Annotated in this window: 14 protein-coding genes, 1 tRNA gene and 1 pseudogene; 8 read left to right on the top strand and 8 right to left on the bottom strand. The window is 55.3% G+C overall.

Features of this window, described 5'->3' with window-relative positions:
• Positions 1-36: 36 nt before the first annotated feature.
• A complete protein-coding gene (locus tag BLT55_RS33375) occupies positions 37-420 on the bottom strand; it encodes a hypothetical protein (protein WP_060410090.1) in 384 nt (127 codons plus the stop codon).
• 320 nt (positions 421-740) lie between these two features.
• On the opposite strand from BLT55_RS33375, the pseudogene hopZ4 reads away from it, so the two are divergent.
• From hopZ4 to BLT55_RS03005, 6 genes and pseudogenes are all read left to right on the top strand, one after another.
• A pseudogene (hopZ4, locus tag BLT55_RS03030) lies at positions 741-1,655 on the top strand (type III secretion system YopJ family effector HopZ4); the annotation flags it as partial.
• Positions 1,656-2,230: 575 nt separating this feature from the next.
• A complete protein-coding gene (locus BLT55_RS03025; protein ID WP_055001231.1) occupies positions 2,231-2,701 on the top strand; it encodes a TIGR03757 family integrating conjugative element protein in 471 nt (156 codons plus the stop codon).
• Positions 2,701-3,639: a TIGR03756 family integrating conjugative element protein gene (locus BLT55_RS03020; RefSeq protein WP_055001230.1), complete on the top strand. Its 939-nt coding sequence runs from the start codon at positions 2,701-2,703 to the stop codon at positions 3,637-3,639. The genes BLT55_RS03025 and BLT55_RS03020 overlap by 1 nt, the downstream gene beginning before the upstream one ends.
• Positions 3,636-5,027 (top strand): integrating conjugative element protein, encoded by a 1,392-nt coding sequence (locus BLT55_RS03015; RefSeq protein WP_167359949.1) that lies wholly within the window; start codon positions 3,636-3,638, stop codon positions 5,025-5,027. The genes BLT55_RS03020 and BLT55_RS03015 overlap by 4 nt, the downstream gene beginning before the upstream one ends.
• A gap of 2 nt (positions 5,028-5,029) precedes the next feature.
• Positions 5,030-5,404 (top strand): hypothetical protein, encoded by a 375-nt coding sequence (locus BLT55_RS03010; protein ID WP_055001787.1) that lies wholly within the window; start codon positions 5,030-5,032, stop codon positions 5,402-5,404.
• Positions 5,401-6,939, top strand: a complete 1,539-nt coding sequence (locus BLT55_RS03005; RefSeq protein WP_055001788.1) for a conjugal transfer protein TraG N-terminal domain-containing protein — start codon at positions 5,401-5,403, stop codon at positions 6,937-6,939. The genes BLT55_RS03010 and BLT55_RS03005 overlap by 4 nt, the downstream gene beginning before the upstream one ends.
• Positions 6,940-7,107: 168 nt before the next feature.
• On the opposite strand, the gene BLT55_RS03000 is transcribed toward BLT55_RS03005, so the two are convergent.
• Positions 7,108-7,509: a DUF3742 family protein gene (locus BLT55_RS03000; protein WP_074799949.1), complete on the bottom strand. Its 402-nt coding sequence runs from the start codon at positions 7,507-7,509 to the stop codon at positions 7,108-7,110.
• A gap of 609 nt (positions 7,510-8,118) precedes the next feature.
• Here BLT55_RS03000 and mobH point away from each other — a divergent pair.
• A complete protein-coding gene (mobH, locus tag BLT55_RS02990; protein WP_074799944.1) occupies positions 8,119-10,035 on the top strand; it encodes a MobH family relaxase in 1,917 nt (638 codons plus the stop codon).
• The gene (locus BLT55_RS02985) at positions 10,032-11,486 is read left to right on the top strand and encodes a site-specific integrase (RefSeq protein WP_055000656.1); all 1,455 of its coding nucleotides are present in this window, start codon (positions 10,032-10,034) and stop codon (positions 11,484-11,486) included. Before mobH ends, BLT55_RS02985 begins: the two co-directional genes overlap by 4 nt.
• 485 nt (positions 11,487-11,971) lie before the next feature.
• On the opposite strand, the gene BLT55_RS02975 is transcribed toward BLT55_RS02985, so the two are convergent.
• The 6 genes from BLT55_RS02975 to tolB all read right to left on the bottom strand — a co-directional run bounded on the left by BLT55_RS02975 (position 11,972) and on the right by tolB (position 16,249).
• Positions 11,972-12,047, bottom strand: a tRNA-Lys gene (locus tag BLT55_RS02975).
• Positions 12,048-12,110: 63 nt separating this feature from the next.
• Complete coding sequence (queC, locus tag BLT55_RS02970; protein ID WP_162234975.1) at positions 12,111-12,785, bottom strand: 7-cyano-7-deazaguanine synthase QueC; 675 nt, start codon at positions 12,783-12,785, stop codon at positions 12,111-12,113.
• 16 nt (positions 12,786-12,801) lie between these two features.
• A complete protein-coding gene (gene queE / locus BLT55_RS02965; RefSeq protein WP_055000658.1) occupies positions 12,802-13,449 on the bottom strand; it encodes a 7-carboxy-7-deazaguanine synthase QueE in 648 nt (215 codons plus the stop codon).
• A 171-nt stretch (positions 13,450-13,620) separates the two neighbouring features.
• Positions 13,621-14,436 (bottom strand): tol-pal system protein YbgF, encoded by an 816-nt coding sequence (ybgF, locus tag BLT55_RS02960; protein ID WP_042913115.1) that lies wholly within the window; start codon positions 14,434-14,436, stop codon positions 13,621-13,623.
• 6 nt (positions 14,437-14,442) lie between these two features.
• Positions 14,443-14,946 carry a peptidoglycan-associated lipoprotein Pal gene (gene pal, locus BLT55_RS02955; RefSeq protein WP_003314369.1) on the bottom strand — a complete coding sequence of 168 codons (504 nt, stop codon included), beginning with the start codon at positions 14,944-14,946 and terminating at the stop codon, positions 14,443-14,445.
• A gap of 52 nt (positions 14,947-14,998) precedes the next feature.
• A complete protein-coding gene (gene tolB / locus BLT55_RS02950; protein ID WP_223862785.1) occupies positions 14,999-16,249 on the bottom strand; it encodes a Tol-Pal system beta propeller repeat protein TolB in 1,251 nt (416 codons plus the stop codon).
• Positions 16,250-16,295 lie beyond the last annotated feature (46 nt).

Here is a 16,295-nt window from a genome sequence, read left to right as displayed (position 1 = left end):
GCGCGCTTGCTTTGGATGCAGGTCCGTAGCTATGGCTCACTTGGTTTTCATCGGATGCGAGCGAGTGAAATAGGACAACTGCTGCCGCATCACTGGATGCCGGACTGACTTACTCAACTTGAGTTCGGCAGCCTGCTTGTCGCCCACGTTACGTACAGTAGGTTGAAGATCAATACCTGGACGCAAGCCTGCGCAACAACCCGATGCTTTGGCGAGAAACTTCATTCGCAATCTGTGCAGATTTACGACGACTGAAATCAGCTTAACGTACTTTAAAATCCGTTTTCTGAGGCGACCCCAACTGGGCATCTCGACGCTCGCGGCCAGCCTGACGACGATCTTTCCCGATCCACCGTCAGCCCCTCTGACGCTGCCACTGCCGCAGTGCCCCCGGTAATGGGTGGCACCACGTTTTTTCATGGAACCTTTTTTTGGTGAAAACCACTGACTGACGTCCCCATGGAGAAAGACGCAGACGTCACTCAATAACGGTTTCAAAGGACCCGAGGCCTCTCTGTAGTCAAATTACTAAAGTGGTGAAATTATGGGCTGTATTGTTAGCAAATCAGGGGCGTATACGCCTTCAGCAACCCCGGAGATCAATCTTTCTAGCAGTAACCTGCCGGATCGGGCCTTAGGGAGGCGCTGATTTATTCGATTTTTCGTCCCTGCAACGCTCTGGAGGCCTTGATTTATCTGGGGGCAACAGCTGGGTTTTAGAATAAATCAGCGTCTCCTTAGGGAAGGCCGAGCTCTTGGCCGATAGTTTGACAGGGGCACGTGAAGAAGGAGTCAACTCAAATTTGGTGACGTATGGTGCACGTACGCTGAAAATGTTGGCTACAAACAAGCAGCCAGACGAGGCGCTTCTGAAGCTTGATATTAAGAATTTGCCAGCGATGGTCTCAACTTACAACCGTCGTTATCCTGGATTAAATCTACAGCACTTTGACTCTCCGCTCGATTTTTTGCAATCTCTGCGTGGACAAACCAGTCCAGTTTCCCAACGCGCCATTTTGCGGCTTGAACGTGATGGTGAACATCACGTGGCAGCAGATGTTCGACTGAGACCTAATGGTGAAACAAGCGTAATTATTCTTGAACCGGCCAAGGTGCTTACCTTTGCAGTCGGCCACACCCAGCTACGGCGCCAAGCTTTTACTTACCTTGATGAAAGGGCCAAATTCGCCTTCATGGAGGTGGGGGCGCAGAAGTCTGCCGCAGATTGCGTAATATTCGATTTGCACTTCGCTTTGCATGCCCACCAGCGCGCCTCACTGTTTGACCGGTGGCATGACAACATGGCCGAATACGGGACAATCGATCCATACAGGCAGAGCGCGGCGTCTCCAAACGTGCTCTTGGAAGATGCTGGTGTCGAACTTGTGCTCGGAGAAAAAATGCTGCCTCCCATTTTCTTCAAGCACACACATAGCAGTAGCGTGGTGGAAGAGGTGGAAAGTTCCCAACCAGGAAGTGCTGAAAAAGATGTCAGCACAAGCGGGCGTCAGCAGATAAATGAATCGCTGAGGGAACGAGTTCAGGCCTTCCGCGTTAATCGTGGTGATTACGGTTACAGCGCGTCGATCGAGACATCGCGTGCTACAAAGATCCGATTAGCGTTGGAAACAGCCATCTCTGATAGTCAATCATAGGTGTATGTATAGGAATTTCAATAATTCCTATACAGGGTAATCCGCCGAAAAAGGCCCCCCTCGGCGTGATACCAACGTGGCGTTGAGGCTGGTTAAACGCTTTTTTCACGCCACATCGGCGTCTAAAAACGGGTCCTTGTATAGGAATTTCAATAATTCCTATACAAGGTAATCCGCCGAAAAAGGTCCCCTCTCGGCGTGATGCCAACGTGGCGTCGATTCTGGGGAAACGCGTGAGACGTGACCTCGCCTGGGATCAACCCTGGCTCTTTGAACTGCGACATCGAAACTCCAGACACACAATGGACGAGTAACTTTACCGTAATCGGAAATCGTGAGCACAGCGATTGCGGAGAAAACGGGACCTATGACGCTACCTCAAAAGCTCGGCGGAAAGCTTACAGGTCCGCTTGCAATACTGCTTACCGAAAATACTACGTCGCCTGCTGCTCGATAGCGGGCGCACGATCCGAGCAGACGACACCAAACCCCAACCGTCCCGATAACGGTTTCCTACTGACGACAGTTGATTAATCGCGTTTTCTGTACCTGACACCACCTGCAGGTACTGCCTCATGCCCCCCTCCAGACCCTATAGCTTCAGTTGCAAGAACCGCGTGGCCTTCCTGATCTTGATTGCGGCCGCACAGGTCCCCCTCGCGAACGCGGAGACGTTAATCATTACTGACCGGAACCACCCAGTTCAGGCACCTGCACATGTCCGGCTGATTCTCTTGGACGAATCAGAACGGCTTGAGACCAAGCTCTCTGAAGGACTGCCGGCGAATCAGCAACAAGCCATCGCCATCATGCAGCAACGCCTCAAGAGCAGCGATGTGCAGCGCTTGCAGCGCGACCTGGCCTTATCTCAGCAAAACCTTGTAGACGCCTGGAGCATTGGGGTCACGAAGGTCCCAGCAGTGGTGGTCGACCGCACGTTTGTTGTGTATGGCGAAACCAATGTTCTGGCGGCGGAACAGCGCATTGCCCAGTGGCGTGCTGCTGCCCACCATCAAGATGAAGCTGGCCAGGGAGATATACCGTGATGAACCTGCGCAAGCCTTCGGCATGGACGGCCTTGGCCCTGTCGATCTCGACCGGGCCAGCCGCCGCCGGTACAGTGACCTCGGCCACCCTCGCCGCCTCAACCCTGTCGCCTGACTGCCTGGAGTACAAGGTGGTCGGCATATGCTACTGGCTGCTCTGCACGCCGTTTGGCTGCAAGGTCAAGACGTCGACCAAGGTTCGACATTATGTTCCCGACGCGGTTGTATCGAGCTACTCGAACACTGGGGAAAACCCTTGGGTCGAAGTCTCTTCGCTGAGTTCACCCACTTCATTCGCCCAGGATGGCGGCGACGGAACCACCAACCACAACAACGAAGACAACCTGGCCAAATTCAAAAACACTGACGTCATTGGCCACCCCGGAGGTGCTACGTTCAGTAAGTTTGCCAGCGCTTCGGGGTATGCCTGTCAGGGTGCTGCGACCCCCTACATGCCTTACCTGCTGAGCACGCTGGACACCGTCGCCTGGCGTTACGGCGTTCCAGAATCAGCCTATCCCGAAGCCCTGATTCCCGGTCGGCGAGAAGTGGGCGGTCTCACCTCGGGGGACATGTGGGGAAGCCTTTATCCCCGTAGTGGTTTTATCCATCAAGCCGACGATTACAAGGCAGCGGCCGTGATCGCGCAGCGCGCTGGTGACGTGGTCACTCGCCGCGGTCAGATTCACGTCTATCAACCCCTTCTGGCAAAGCCTCAGCCAGGCTACTGGCCTGCCGGGGAATTGATCGAGACCGACGCCACCACCGGTAAGTGGCAAGAGCTCACGCCGACCCTCAGTCAAAGCTGTGCGGTATTCCCGAACTCGCAGCCCCGTGTGCAGGCGACCGATGGCGGTTATGCCTGGGCGCTATGGCGACCCTATTCCTGCTGCAAGCGGCAAGGACAAACTTTTCTTGGCAGTACGGACTTTCAATGATGATCAAGAGGACTTCAATCATGCGCTGCGCCGCCATGTTGACTATCGCAATCATGAGCGCCCTGACGGTACACAGCGCCCTTGCCGAGACGCCAGGGATCAGTGCCAGCTCGTCCGGTAGCGTCATCGGTGACGATGTCTTGTACAGCGTCGGTGGCGGCAACGCCGTGACCATGGGAAGCGCCGGGAACATGGACAGCATCAGCATTGGCGGTGGCTGGAACAGTAACCTGGTCTGCGGAAACATGAGCCTGAACAATACACTGGAGAATCAGTTGAACGGTGCCACTTCCGGCTTTCAGACGATCATGGGCTCGATGATCTCCAACGCCACCAGCGCGGTGGCTTCATTGCCAGGGCTGATTATCCAGCGCGCCAATCCAGCGCTTTACAACCTGCTCACCAACGGCATCCTGCAAGGCCGTCTTGATTTCGACCGCTCCAAAGGCACGTGCCGTGCCATAGCGGACAAGATGCTCGATGTCGCGGGCGGACAGATGGGCTGGGACAAGATCGCCGAAGGCCAGGCCATGAGTCAGGCAGTGAAAACCGGAAACACAGACGCGGTCTCGGCCGTTGCTCAGGTCGAAAAGCAAGGTGGGAATGACGGTATCACCTGGGTGGGTGGAAGCAAGGCCGGCGGATCAGGCCAGCAACCGATCAAGGTCGTAGGCGATGTCACGCGGGCAGGATACAACCTGCTGAATGGACGTAATGCCGCTGATACAGCGTCTATCAGCCCATCGAGCTGCAACAACGGCATGGTGTGCTCCACTTGGTCTTCGCCGCAGGAAGCAACCACATTCGCCAACCGTGTTCTGGGAGAGCAGCAACAACGCACGTGTGAGGGTTGCACCAAAACCACCTCTACTGCTGGCGTTGGGCTCACGCCCCTCATTCAAGAGTCCTACGACTCAAAACTCAAGGCGCTGCAGGAGCTCATTTCAGGCAACAAATCCCTCACGCAGGAGAACCTGTCGCAAGCCAGCAGTAGCTCTCTGCCTGTGACGCGCGGCGTGGTCGAGGCCCTGCGCTCCGAACACGACCAGGACATATTGGCCAAACGCCTTGCTTCAGAGCTCGCTTTATCAGATGTGCTAGGTAAAGCGTTGCTGCTTCAACGCACCCTGTTTACCGGAAGCAAAGAACCGAACATCGCCGCCAATGATGTGGCCCAGCAGGCGGTCAGTCAGCAGAACAACAACCTGCAACAGGAAATTGACAACCTGAAGACCGAGCTGGACATGCGGCGCAATCTGGCCAGCAACTCTCCGACAGCCATTCTGCAACGAGCTCAGGGCCGACAGGAAGGCTCCAAGATCATTTTCCAGGGTGATCCCACACCGGATCGCCTCAAACAACTGCAAAGTCCCAAGAAGGAGGACTGACAATGACGTCGACCACAGCAAAAACTGGACGATGGAGAAAAGCGGGCAAAGCTGCGCTGGCTTTTCTATCGATGTCATTACTGATGGCGCTACTGGTCGTGACGTTTCTGACGTTCGTCAGCAAGGTGTTTGGGGATCTGGAGCAATTCAGCGAATGGCAGAGAACGCACTACGGGTACATGCTGGCCTGGCGGCTGTTGGTCTACGCAACGCTGGCCTTCGGATGGTTCAAGATCAGGAAACACGTGACACTCCGAGCGTCTCCCGCCAACCCAGTCCCATCAGGGCTGAGCAGGTGCGAGATGGCAGCCTTGCTGCTGATTGCCCTGCTGGAGCTGCGGCGTGCAAGTCTGCTTGAGGGAGTCAGCACACTATGATTTTACACACCAATGATTATCTGGAGTATTACCTCACCCTGGTGGGCTGGATCATCAACAGCGGCGTCTGGAACATGATCGAGGACAGCGGACTATTCGCAGCCCCCTTTGCCGCCATCATCATCAGCGAATGGCTCAAGGCACGTGCCGAGGGGGCCGACGAAGGCAACAAAGGGGTGCTCTCACTGGCCCGAGTCGAGAACCGCTTCTACACCGCGATTCTGGTCATCATTGTCTGCTGCATGCCTCTGGTGACGGTCAGCATCGACACGCTGCGGTTTGACCGAAGCCGCTCGGAGCAGTGTCAGTATTCGGTACCCAACCCTGCCGATACGGGTTGGAATACCTCATTCAGTACCTTGAACGGCAAGAGTGCCGTTGTTCCTGTGTGGTGGCTATTCGTGCATGCGATGTCAAAAGCCGCAACCGCAGCCTCCATCGCGGCGATCCCTTGTGGTGTAGACCTGCAACAAGTTCGAATGGATGTGAACAGGGCACGTATCAACGACCCGCTGCTTGCCCAGGAGGTCGCTGACTTCACGAACGACTGCTATGCACGGGCGCGTGCAAAGCTGTTCATGACCCAGCCTAACCTGAGTAAGGATCAACTCAACGACGTCAACTGGATCGGCTCGAGGTTCTTTCTGCAGACGCCAGGGTATTACGATGATGGTTTCTCTGGATTTAGATCACACACGCCTCGAACCAAATGGCCTTATGACACAACTCGCGATGCAGGCCTGCCCCAAACCACCGGTGGCGGTGGCTTCCCTACCTGCACGCAGTGGTGGTCGGATAGCAGCATTGGCCTACGAGCCAGGCTGCTGGAGCAGGTCAGTCCAGATCTGCTGAGCAAGCTCGCTCAGTGGGCAAAATTCATGACCCCGAATGAGGTGAACGACTCGGTCATTCGCGATCTGGTCTCCCCGAGGAAGCAGAAACTGACCCAGGGACAGGTGTATACCGACTACGGAGGCCAAGTGGGTGGATCAGTAGCAAACGATGTGACCCGCCTGACTGCTACAGTCGGGCAAGCGTTTGGATCTGTTGCGATGTACCCTGCCATTGACAGCGTCCGTCAGGCGGCCCCCATGGCAATGGCGTTTTTGAAGATGGCTTTGATCATCTGCATTCCATTTGTCCTGGTATTCGGAATGTTTGACCTGAAAGTCGTGATGACGATCACGTTCGCCGAGTTTGCGCTGATCTTCGTGGACTTCTGGTTCCAACTGGCCCGGTGGGTTGACAGCACGATACTGGACGCCTTGTACGGCAACGGGATCGGCAGTGACGTCCCTCATTCCAATTTTGATCCAGTGTTCGGGGCCAGCAATGCGCAGGGAGACCTGCTGCTGGACTTCGTGATAGGGGCAATGTTCATCGCGCTACCCAGTTTCTGGGTAGTCGCGCTCGGCTGGACCGGACTGAAGCTCGGCTCACTAATGAGTGGCCTAAGAACTGCGACTAACAAAGCTGAAGAGGCAGGAGGGAAAGGAGCAGGACATGCAATATCCGTTATTAAAGGAGAGCTGTAGCCGTTTGTAACTAGAAATCTAAGGAGACGCTGATTTATTCTAAAACCCAGCTGTTGCCCCCAGATAAATCAAGGCCTCCAGAGCGTTGCAGGGACGAAAAATCGAATAAATCAGCGCCTCCCTAAGCAAACCGAGCAGACTTTCTATTATCTGCTCGGTTTTCTACTACTAATCCACTCGCTGATCGCCAATGTAAATACCGTAGCCATCTAGGCCTTCTCGAAGCTCCTCTCGATAAGGATTCCTATCATCAAAATGAACAAGCTGAGAACCACGCAAAGCGCGTTCAATATCAGGATTTGTGACGAAACCGATTGCGATTGCGATTGCGATAAAGCACACAACCGCCAAAACATACAGCAATCCCCAAGCCACGAAGAATGCGCCCGTACCGAGCACCGCCGCACGGGCACACCACTTGACTGGAGTGACGATCACTCTGGGCACACCGGTGCGGTCGAAAAGCGACCAGAACGCGCGCTCAACATTGAGTATTCGACGCAGACCACGACCGAGCACGTGACCAAAACGCGCTGCACCGCTTAAATCCGTATTGGCATCTGGGGTCATGTGTCACCTCGCCGGTCGATTAGAGCATGTCGTATTGACATCAATTGATAACCCATTAGTGGGTATCTTCAGCTCAATCTCCCTTGAAAATCAAGCCCTCAACGAGCAATTAGGCAACAGATACCGACCGTTGAGAGGCCCGGATTGACAGTGTTTTGACCGAAAAGCTGTCCCGGCCATCCTGCGCTTCACCTGGAGATATGAAGCGCTGCCATGGGCCTTTCACTGGATTTCAATCTTTGCCTGCCCCGGATTGTCAGCACCAAAGGGGAAAATGGGCTGAAGCAAAAGGGCAAGGCGAAGGGTTTGAATGGAATGGGGAATAAGGGTAAGTGCCTTACCCGAAAAGGCCGGCGAGTCCGCCGGAAATGGATATCGAAAGGGCTAGAAAGGCAGCTTTGCACGAATTGGAATTTACAAAAAACCATCCTAAACAAGCACTTGGAGGCTACATTTTCTTCGGCAAGCATGGCAACATCGGTTCGCTGACACTGTTTGGATCCCAACCATTCAGGTGGCGGCTCATGTACATAACCTTTCCAGGATGGATATGGGTTTCGACTTGTCACGCTGAGCCCTATAGAGCAAAAGGTCCACCATGACTTCATCATGGGTGCCTCAATGCTTAGTTTCTTTCAGCGAAGAAAAACATCGCCAACCACGCCCTCTAATGCTGCTGCAGGGTTTATCAAACCCGAGTCTTCCGACACGTTACTGTCTACTCCCCGACGGCGTCAGCTCATTGAAAACATATGGCAGCGAACGTCCCTGCCCCGCACGCAGTTCGATACGCTATACGTGCAGGCATTCAAGAGCTACGCAGCCTTGGTGCAGCATCTCCCTGCCTCGGAGAATCATCACCATGCCTATCATGGCGGCATGCTGGATCACGGTCTTGAAATCGTCGCCTACGCACTGAAGATTCGGCAAATGTATCTGCTGCCCATCGGAGCTCCGCCCGAGTCACAGGCTGCCCAGTCCGAAGCGTGGTCTGCAGCATCGGCTTATGGTGCGCTCGTCCATGACCTGGGCAAGATTGCTGTAGACGTCAAGGTGGAACTGGCAGACGGCACGACCTGGCATCCATGGCATGGGCCACTGGATCAGCCATACCGATTCAAGTACGTGAAAGGTCGGGACTACCGGTTGCATGGAGCTGCTTCGTCGCTGATCTACGCGAATGTCATTCCGGCGAAGGCACTGGACTGGCTCAGCGGGTTTCCCGAGCTCTGGACCCAACTGGTGTTCGCGTTCGCAGGGCAATATGAGCATGCCGACATCCTGGGAGAAATTGTCTCACAGGCGGATCAGGCATCGGTGGCGCAAGAACTCGGCGGCAATCCGGGTCGGGCAATGTCAGCGCCTAAACAATCCATTCAGCGGCAGCTGGCCGAAGGCTTGAGGATGCTCATCTCTGAGAAATTCAAGCTGAACCAGCCCGATGGTCCTTCAGACGGCTGGCTGACGCAGGACGGCTTGTGGCTTGTCAGCAAGCCTGCGGTAGACCAGCTCAGGGCTCATCTGCTGTCACAGGGCATTGAGCACATTCCGACGTCCAATGCCCCCATGTTCAATCTGCTCCAGGATCAGGCAATCATTCAGCCTAATGGAGAGGGAAAAGCCATTTGGAAGGCCAGCATCGACAATGGTCGAGGCTGGAAGAACACGCTCACGGTACTGAAAATCGCGCCGGCATTGATCTGGCCGAACGCTACCGAAAGACCAGAGGCGTATACCGGCACCCTTACGGTGGAAGCCGCAGGACCGGTGGAAGAAGTCGAGCAAGCGCTTGTGGGAGCCGCCGAACCACTATCGGTAGATAACAACAAGAAGATACCTGCCGCGGTCAATCAGACGGCGCAGCAATCCTCTCAGAAACAAGCACCGGCACCAGTAAAAGATTTTGATGCGCTGGATGAGCTGCTCGATCTATTTCCCGATCCAGTACCTGCTGCTCCAACTGCACCAGTGCAAAGTAGCCCGGAGAGCACTGACGACGACCAGATCCCCTTTTCTCTTCCAACCAAACCACCTGCACGGCTTAGTCAGCCCAAGCAGGCTGAGGCTGACATCCCCGTTTTTGAGACAACTCCAGCAACAGACACTGCCAAGAACTCGACTGACTCGGCCCCGAATCATGGCACCAACTTCCTCACCTGGCTGAAGGGCGGTGTGATCTCTCACCGGATCATCATCAATGACGCCAAAGCGCGTGTACATACCGTGGACAGCACGGCGTTTCTGGTCAGTCCGGATATCTTCAAACGCTACGCGCTCGAGCATGAGGCGAAAGAGCGCGATCTAGAAGCCTGGCAAGTGGTCCAGCGATCTTTTGAGAAGCTGAAAAAACATCGGAAGACGCCCGCCGGCCTGAACATCTGGACGTGCCTGGTCAAAGGACCACGCAAAAGCAAGCAACTGCGGGGCTACCTGCTCATTGAGCCCACCGACGTTTTTAGCGAAGTGCCCTATGACAACCCGGTCATCAGCTTGGCGGACTTGGCAGATAAGGAACCATCTGAATGAACACGATGACACTGCCTGAGCTGACCCAGGAATACATCCTCACTCATGACCTGAGACCCGACACCGTCAAGATCTACTGGGCTGCCACAAAGTCCTATGTCAGATTCTTCGGCGACCGTCTGGCAAGCGAGACGACGCACCGGGACATGCTCGACTGGCGCCGATCAGAACTGGAGAGAATCTCAAAGCGCAGTTGGAACACGTACTCCGGTCACCTGCGAACGGTGTACCGATATGCAATGGAGCATGGTCTCGTTGACCTCAAGGTCAATCCTCTGAAAGAAACACGTGTGATCCCCGCCAAACGACCAAAGAAAACCGTCAACACAGACGCCATTGTACGTGCGAGAAACTGGCTAAACATTCTGGTCCAGGAGGAGCGTGCAACCGGGAACAGAACAGAGATCACCCCCGCATGGTTCTGGCTCGCAGTATTTGAAATGTTCTACTACACGGGCATCAGGCTAAATGCCCTGATCTGCTTGAGGTATGCCGATATCGATTTGGGACAACGCCTGATCAGAGTCAGGGGAGAGACGGAAAAGACTCACAGAGAATTCATGATCCCCATCCCAGACGGACTAATGCCTCATCTGAAACGGCTCATGGACATCGCGCAACGAGTCGGCTTCGATCCCGCCGATCAGATTTTCAACGTCAACCGCTTCTCCGGCCATTACAGTCGCACACAGATGAACGCTGATCAGGTAGAAGCCATGTATAAAAAGCTCACTGCCATGACGGGTGTTCGAATGACACCTCATCGCTTCAGGCATACCATTGCCAGTGAAATGATGCGACAGCCGGAACGCAATATTCACATAACAAAAAACCTGCTCAACCACTCCAATATTGCGACCACGATGGAATACATCGAACCGGATTACGACGTGATGCGCGAGGTCATGAATGAGCGCAGCAGGAGACCGGCAAAGATTAATTATCTGCCTAAACCAGATGCCGCCAACCGAGAGAGTGCGCGTACAAGCAAGAAAGCTCCCGCAAAACATCTGACCCAACGCTCAGTCAGCAGCAGCCCTGCCGTCAACTCAGGTAGCCTCTCCCAACCTACACTCCCTCCTGCCCCAGCAGCCAATGCCCACTCACCCTTGAAAGCTGATGAGATACGCCGCGCGGGTGTGCAGGTCAAAAACACCGAGTCCAATCTTTCAGAAAAATATGGAACTGACCCAGAGGAGCGAACAAATCCTTTTGACGATTCCACTGAGACGCCCATGAGGCAGGCTCTGCCTCATGACCTGTTCAGCCCGGAAGACCTCGCACGACAGCTTGAGGCGTTTTCGCAGTGGGTAAGAGAAGCCGCTAGCGGCAGAGTAGTCATGTGTCCTACAACCACTGATAGCCGATTACCGTCAGGCTCGAACGAGCAAATGGGCAACCCACTGCCGTCAGGCTTTGACGCAAGCGTTTGGAACAACCGCACCGGCTGAAGTATGGGGGCTAAGACAATTGCTAACTGCCATCAGTAATGGTCATACCCGCCTATTGTCTGTGCCAAGAGTCGGCGTCAGGAAGACGGTACGAGGGCAGATAAGCGATGAACGCTGACTCGCACCCGCAAAAAAGCGCCCTGTTAACAAGCTTTCGCTTGGAACAGAGCGCTGCAATTTGACATCACCGCGTGTCGGAGTTATGTTTCGCGACAGACGGCTGCTTGCCTGGATAAACCGTTTCACATGCAATGCTCGCCCTCAAGAAACAGACGACACACAGCAATTGAAGATTTGAAGCACACAACAGTGTTTGGTCGGGGTAAGGGGATTCGAACTCCTGACATCCTGCTCCCAAAGCAGGCGCGCTACCGGACTGCGCTATACCCGGTAAATCAAGGCACCTCAACCAGCTGCCTGCGACCTGATACGAATGGCATCAGATCTTTAAGATTCGGCTCCAAGGTGAACCTTGGAACCAAAAATGGTGGGTCGTGTGGGATTCGAACCTACGACCAATTGGTTAAAAGCCAACTGCTCTACCAACTGAGCTAACGACCCTCTGTTGCGTGGCGAGTATATTACTGATTTCTATCAGTTATTCAACACCTTTTTTAAAAAACTTTAAAAATAACGAGTCGGGTCCGCCATACCGGCATTGGTGAAACCCTCGGCACGCAGTCGGCAGCTGTCGCATTTACCACACGCCCGGCCCTGATCATCGGCCTGATAACAGGAAACTGTGAGCGAATAATCGACACCCAGCGCCGCCCCCGCCTTGACGATGTCGGACTTGCTCAGGTTCTGCAACGGAGCCCTGACGGTAAAACCCTGCTCTTCTACGCCAGCCTTGGTGGCCAGATTGGCCGTGCGCTCGAAAGACTCGACGAACTCGGGGCGGCAGTCCGGGTAGCCTGAGTAATCCACCGCATTGACGCCGATGAAGATATCGCGAGCGCCCAGCACCTCAGCCCAACCCAGCGCCAGAGACAAGAACACCGTATTGCGCGCCGGAACGTAGGTCACCGGAATACCTTCCGATGGCGCTTCAGGCACGGCGATGGAGCTGTCGGTCAGAGCCGAGCCGCCGATGCCGTTGAGGTTCAAGCCGATCACCTTGTGCTCGACTGCACCAAGGTCGCGCGCGACACGCGCAGCAGCATCCAGCTCGGCACGGTGACGCTGACCATAATCGAAGCTCATGGTGTAGCAGGCGTAACCCTCGGCGCGAGCCATGGCAACCACTGTCGCGGAATCCAGGCCACCGGAGAGCAGAATCACCGCTCTTTTTTCAGTCATGGTCAATTCACTCATATCAGCGCCCCGGCTCGTCATCCCAAAGAATTTTATGCAACTGCATCTGCAAGCGTACCGGCAGGTTATCGGCCACGATCCAGTCAGCAAGGTCACGACCCTTAAGCTCGTGATGACTGGCCGAAAACAGAACCTCACCCGCACGGCGATCAAGACCGTACTGAATCAGCTTGGAAACCGCCCAATCGTAGTCTTCGCGCGAACACAGCACGAACTTGACCTGATCGTTCGCCGTCAGCAGCTCGATATTCTCGTAGCGATTGCGTGCGACTTCTTTCGACCCAGGGGTCTTGAGGTCGACGACGCGACTGACACGAGGGTCCACTGCGGAGATGTCCAGCGCGCCACTGGTTTCCAATGACACTTCGTAGCCTGCATCACAAAGACGTTTGAGCAACGGGATGGCATTGGGCTGGGCCAGCGGCTCGCCCCCGGTCACGCAAACGTAGCGAGGCCGGTAGCAGGCCACTTGTTCGATAATGTCGTCCAGAGCCTGAACGGTGCCGCCACTGAACGCGTAAGCACTGTCGCAATACTGGCAGCGCAAGGGGCAGCCAGTCAGGCGAACGAATACGGTGGGCAAACCCGCCGTACGGGTTTCACCCTGCAACGAGTGAAATATTTCGGTGATGCGTAATGTGTCTTGCATATCAGCCACGGGCGTAACAGCTAAACAGGCCGTCCGCCTCCGTCAGGCACTTCAAAGGACCCTGCAATCGCAGAATCCGGAAAAGCGTAGGGTGTACCGGAATTTCGGGGGCGAGATTCTAACGAAAAAAGCCGCGACTGGCGCGGCTTTCTTGATTAGCGGGTCAAGACTTCAAAGGCGCTGAAGGTCTCGTTGCGCCAATTGTGCGGCGGAAGTCCCCGGATATTGGGCCACAACCTGCTGCAATATGCCTTTGACCTTGTCAGTGTGACCAAGACGGCGCTCTACATCGGCCAGCTTGTACAGCGAATCAGGCACTTTGGCATGTTTCGGGTACTGCTGACTGACTTTGGCAAATGCCTGACCGGCACCCTGGAGGTCGCCCTTGGCCAGGTTCACTTCGCCCAACCAGTATTGGGCATTGCCCGCATACGAGCTGTTCGGGTACTTGCGCAGGAAAGCGGTAAAAGCCTGACTGGCCTTGTCGAAATCCTTTGCTTTGATCAAATCGAAGGCAGCTTCGTAATAAAGCTTCTCCTTCGCCGGATCAGGAGGCTCGGTGCCTGCTGCCGGTGCCTGGGCCGCTGATGCGGAAGGCGCCCCACTGGCGTCAATTGCGCCACCAGAAGGTTGAGAATTATTGGTAGCCGGAGCGGCAGTACCACTGGCTATACGTTGATCGAGTTCCTGATAACGCTCCAGAGCTTCCTGCTTCATGCGCTGGATGTCATTTTGCTGAACCTCGACAACACCGCGCAAACGCGCGATTTCGTCTTGCATCTGCTGCAGCTGCATGAACAGCTGACCTTGTGCCGAGGCAGGGGCCGTAACCCCTCCCCCGGCATAGGCGCCGGACGTGCCATAACCCGCTGGCGGATAACTGCTGCTGCCAGAGCCAGAATTGTTATCGACCACAGGTGCCGCACCCAACGCTGAAAGCGGAAGGGCGAGGGCCAAAACGGTTAGAGCACGTCGGCACGTTCGCATGTCAAATTACTTACGCAGTTCGACGCGACGGTTTTGAGCCCAGGACTGCTCATCGTTGCCGGTAGCAACTGGACGCTCTTCGCCGTAGGAAACCAGTTCCAGCTGAGCTGGGGAAACACCTTGCAGAACCAGGTAGCGCTGAACGGCTTTCGCACGACGCTCGCCCAGTGCCATGTTGTACTCGCGAGTACCACGTTCGTCGGTGTTGCCTTCCAGAACAACGCGAGCGCCGTTAGCTTTCAGGTCTTTGGCGTGCACGTCCAGGGAGCGCATGGCTTCTGGCTTCAGGTCCGAACTGTCGTATTCGAAGTAGAAGGTGGTGATTGCGCGCAGAGCAGCTTCTTCGCTCAGGGAGCCGTCAACAGCACCCGAGTTGGCGCCGTAACCAGCGTTAGGATCAACAGCAGCACCGCCTGCACCGGCATTGTCGCCGCCTTTGGACGAGCAACCTACAGCTACAGCCATGGCCAGAGCCAGCGCAGCAAATTTACCAAACTTCAGCATTTCCATCTTGAAACTCCTAATGAACCCCAGTGTGTTAAGCAAAACGTGTAGCGCCGCGTCAGTTCAGGTAAGGGGACCAGGAAGGTTCTCTGACTTCGCCTTGAGCGGTAGGAAGCGGGAGCCTTACGCGTCCATTGATGGACACGAGCATCAAGACTCCCCGGCCCTGCTGGCGGGTGGCGTAGATTACCATGGTGCCGTTGGGCGCAACAGTAGGCGACTCATCTAGGTTGCTATCTGTGAGGATTTTTACGCTACCGCGGGCCAAATCCTGCACTGCGACCTTGAAATTCGTGAAGCCGTCCTGCCGGTGAATCATTACCAGCGTCTTTTCATCGGCTGACAATTTCGGATTGGCGTTGTAGTTACCCACGAACGTAACACGTTCGGCACCGCCGCCATTGATATTCGTCTTGTAGATTTGTGGCTTGCCGCCACGGTCCGACGTGAAGTATAGCGTAGACCCGTCCTTGCCGAAGAAAGGTTCGGTATCAATCGAAGAATCATTGGTGACACGGCTCAGCTGACGCGAAGCCAGGTTCATCACGTAGATTTCCGGGTTGCCGTCCTTGGACAGCACGAAGGCGAGCTTGCTGCCATCCGGGGACCACGCAGGTGCGCCATTCAGGCCTTCGAAGTTGGTGATCTGCTCACGACGACCGGTATCGATATGCTGAACGAAGATGCGTGGGCGTCTCTGTTCGAACGACACATAAGCGATACGCTTGCCATCCGGTGCGAAACGTGGCGACAGAATCGGCTCACGCGATTGCAACAGCGTGACTGCCCGGGCACCGTCGTAATCCGAACGCTGCAGGGTGTAACGCGTATTGCTCTCCGAAAAACGTTCGGCAGTCACGTACAGCATGCGGGTCGAGAACGCGCCCTTGATGCCGGTGAGCTTCTCGAACGACTGGTCGGCGATGTAATGCGCCATGTCACGCAGCTGATCATTGGTGCCCGACACGTTGCCGGTCAGTACCTGCTGCTCGGTGGCAACGTTGAACAATGCATATTGAATCTGCAGACGTCCGCCGGCAGGCGTGATGTTGCCGACCATGACGTATTGGGCACCCAACGCTTTCCAGTCACGGAAAATGACTTCGCTGGCCTGGGTCGGCAAGCTGATCATGTTCTGCTTTGGAATCGGCGCGTAATAGCCGGAGTTGCGCAGGTCGTTGCTCACGATCTCCGCCATGTCTTCCGGCAATACGCTGCCGCCCTGCCAACCGAATGGCACGACAGCGATTGGCGCGGCGCGGTCACTGCCGCTGGTGACCAGAATGTTCTTCTCTTCTGCCGCGACCATTCCGGACGCGAAACAGAGAACGACCAGCAGTCCTCGAAAAAGGTTG

The organism is Pseudomonas cannabina, assembly GCF_900100365.1.
Classification (GTDB): domain Bacteria; phylum Pseudomonadota; class Gammaproteobacteria; order Pseudomonadales; family Pseudomonadaceae; genus Aquipseudomonas; species Aquipseudomonas cannabina.
The sequence above is the reverse complement of the archived record's forward strand: the minus strand, read 5'-3'. Positions and strand labels throughout refer to the sequence as shown.

What these genes read in the sequence shown, in the direction of transcription:
- BLT55_RS03015 (WP_167359949.1), top strand. Translation starts at nt 3,636, where the DNA reads ATGATGATCAAGAGGACTTCAATCATGCGCTGCGCCGCCATGTTGACT.
- BLT55_RS03010 (WP_055001787.1), top strand. Translation starts at nt 5,030, where the DNA reads ATGACGTCGACCACAGCAAAAACTGGACGATGGAGAAAAGCGGGCAAA.
- queE (WP_055000658.1), bottom strand. Translation starts at nt 13,449, where the DNA reads ATGCAAGACACATTACGCATCACCGAAATATTTCACTCGTTGCAGGGT.
- BLT55_RS02985 (WP_055000656.1), top strand. Translation starts at nt 10,032, where the DNA reads ATGAACACGATGACACTGCCTGAGCTGACCCAGGAATACATCCTCACT.
- BLT55_RS33375 (WP_060410090.1), bottom strand. Translation starts at nt 420, where the DNA reads ATGAAAAAACGTGGTGCCACCCATTACCGGGGGCACTGCGGCAGTGGC.
- ybgF (WP_042913115.1), bottom strand. Translation starts at nt 14,436, where the DNA reads ATGCGAACGTGCCGACGTGCTCTAACCGTTTTGGCCCTCGCCCTTCCG.
- BLT55_RS03005 (WP_055001788.1), top strand. Translation starts at nt 5,401, where the DNA reads ATGATTTTACACACCAATGATTATCTGGAGTATTACCTCACCCTGGTG.
- queC (WP_162234975.1), bottom strand. Translation starts at nt 12,785, where the DNA reads ATGACTGAAAAAAGAGCGGTGATTCTGCTCTCCGGTGGCCTGGATTCC.
- pal (WP_003314369.1), bottom strand. Translation starts at nt 14,946, where the DNA reads ATGGAAATGCTGAAGTTTGGTAAATTTGCTGCGCTGGCTCTGGCCATG.
- tolB (WP_223862785.1), bottom strand. Translation starts at nt 16,249, where the DNA reads ATGGTCGCGGCAGAAGAGAAGAACATTCTGGTCACCAGCGGCAGTGAC.
- BLT55_RS03020 (WP_055001230.1), top strand. Translation starts at nt 2,701, where the DNA reads ATGAACCTGCGCAAGCCTTCGGCATGGACGGCCTTGGCCCTGTCGATC.
- BLT55_RS03025 (WP_055001231.1), top strand. Translation starts at nt 2,231, where the DNA reads ATGCCCCCCTCCAGACCCTATAGCTTCAGTTGCAAGAACCGCGTGGCC.
- mobH (WP_074799944.1), top strand. Translation starts at nt 8,119, where the DNA reads ATGGGTGCCTCAATGCTTAGTTTCTTTCAGCGAAGAAAAACATCGCCA.
- BLT55_RS03000 (WP_074799949.1), bottom strand. Translation starts at nt 7,509, where the DNA reads ATGACCCCAGATGCCAATACGGATTTAAGCGGTGCAGCGCGTTTTGGT.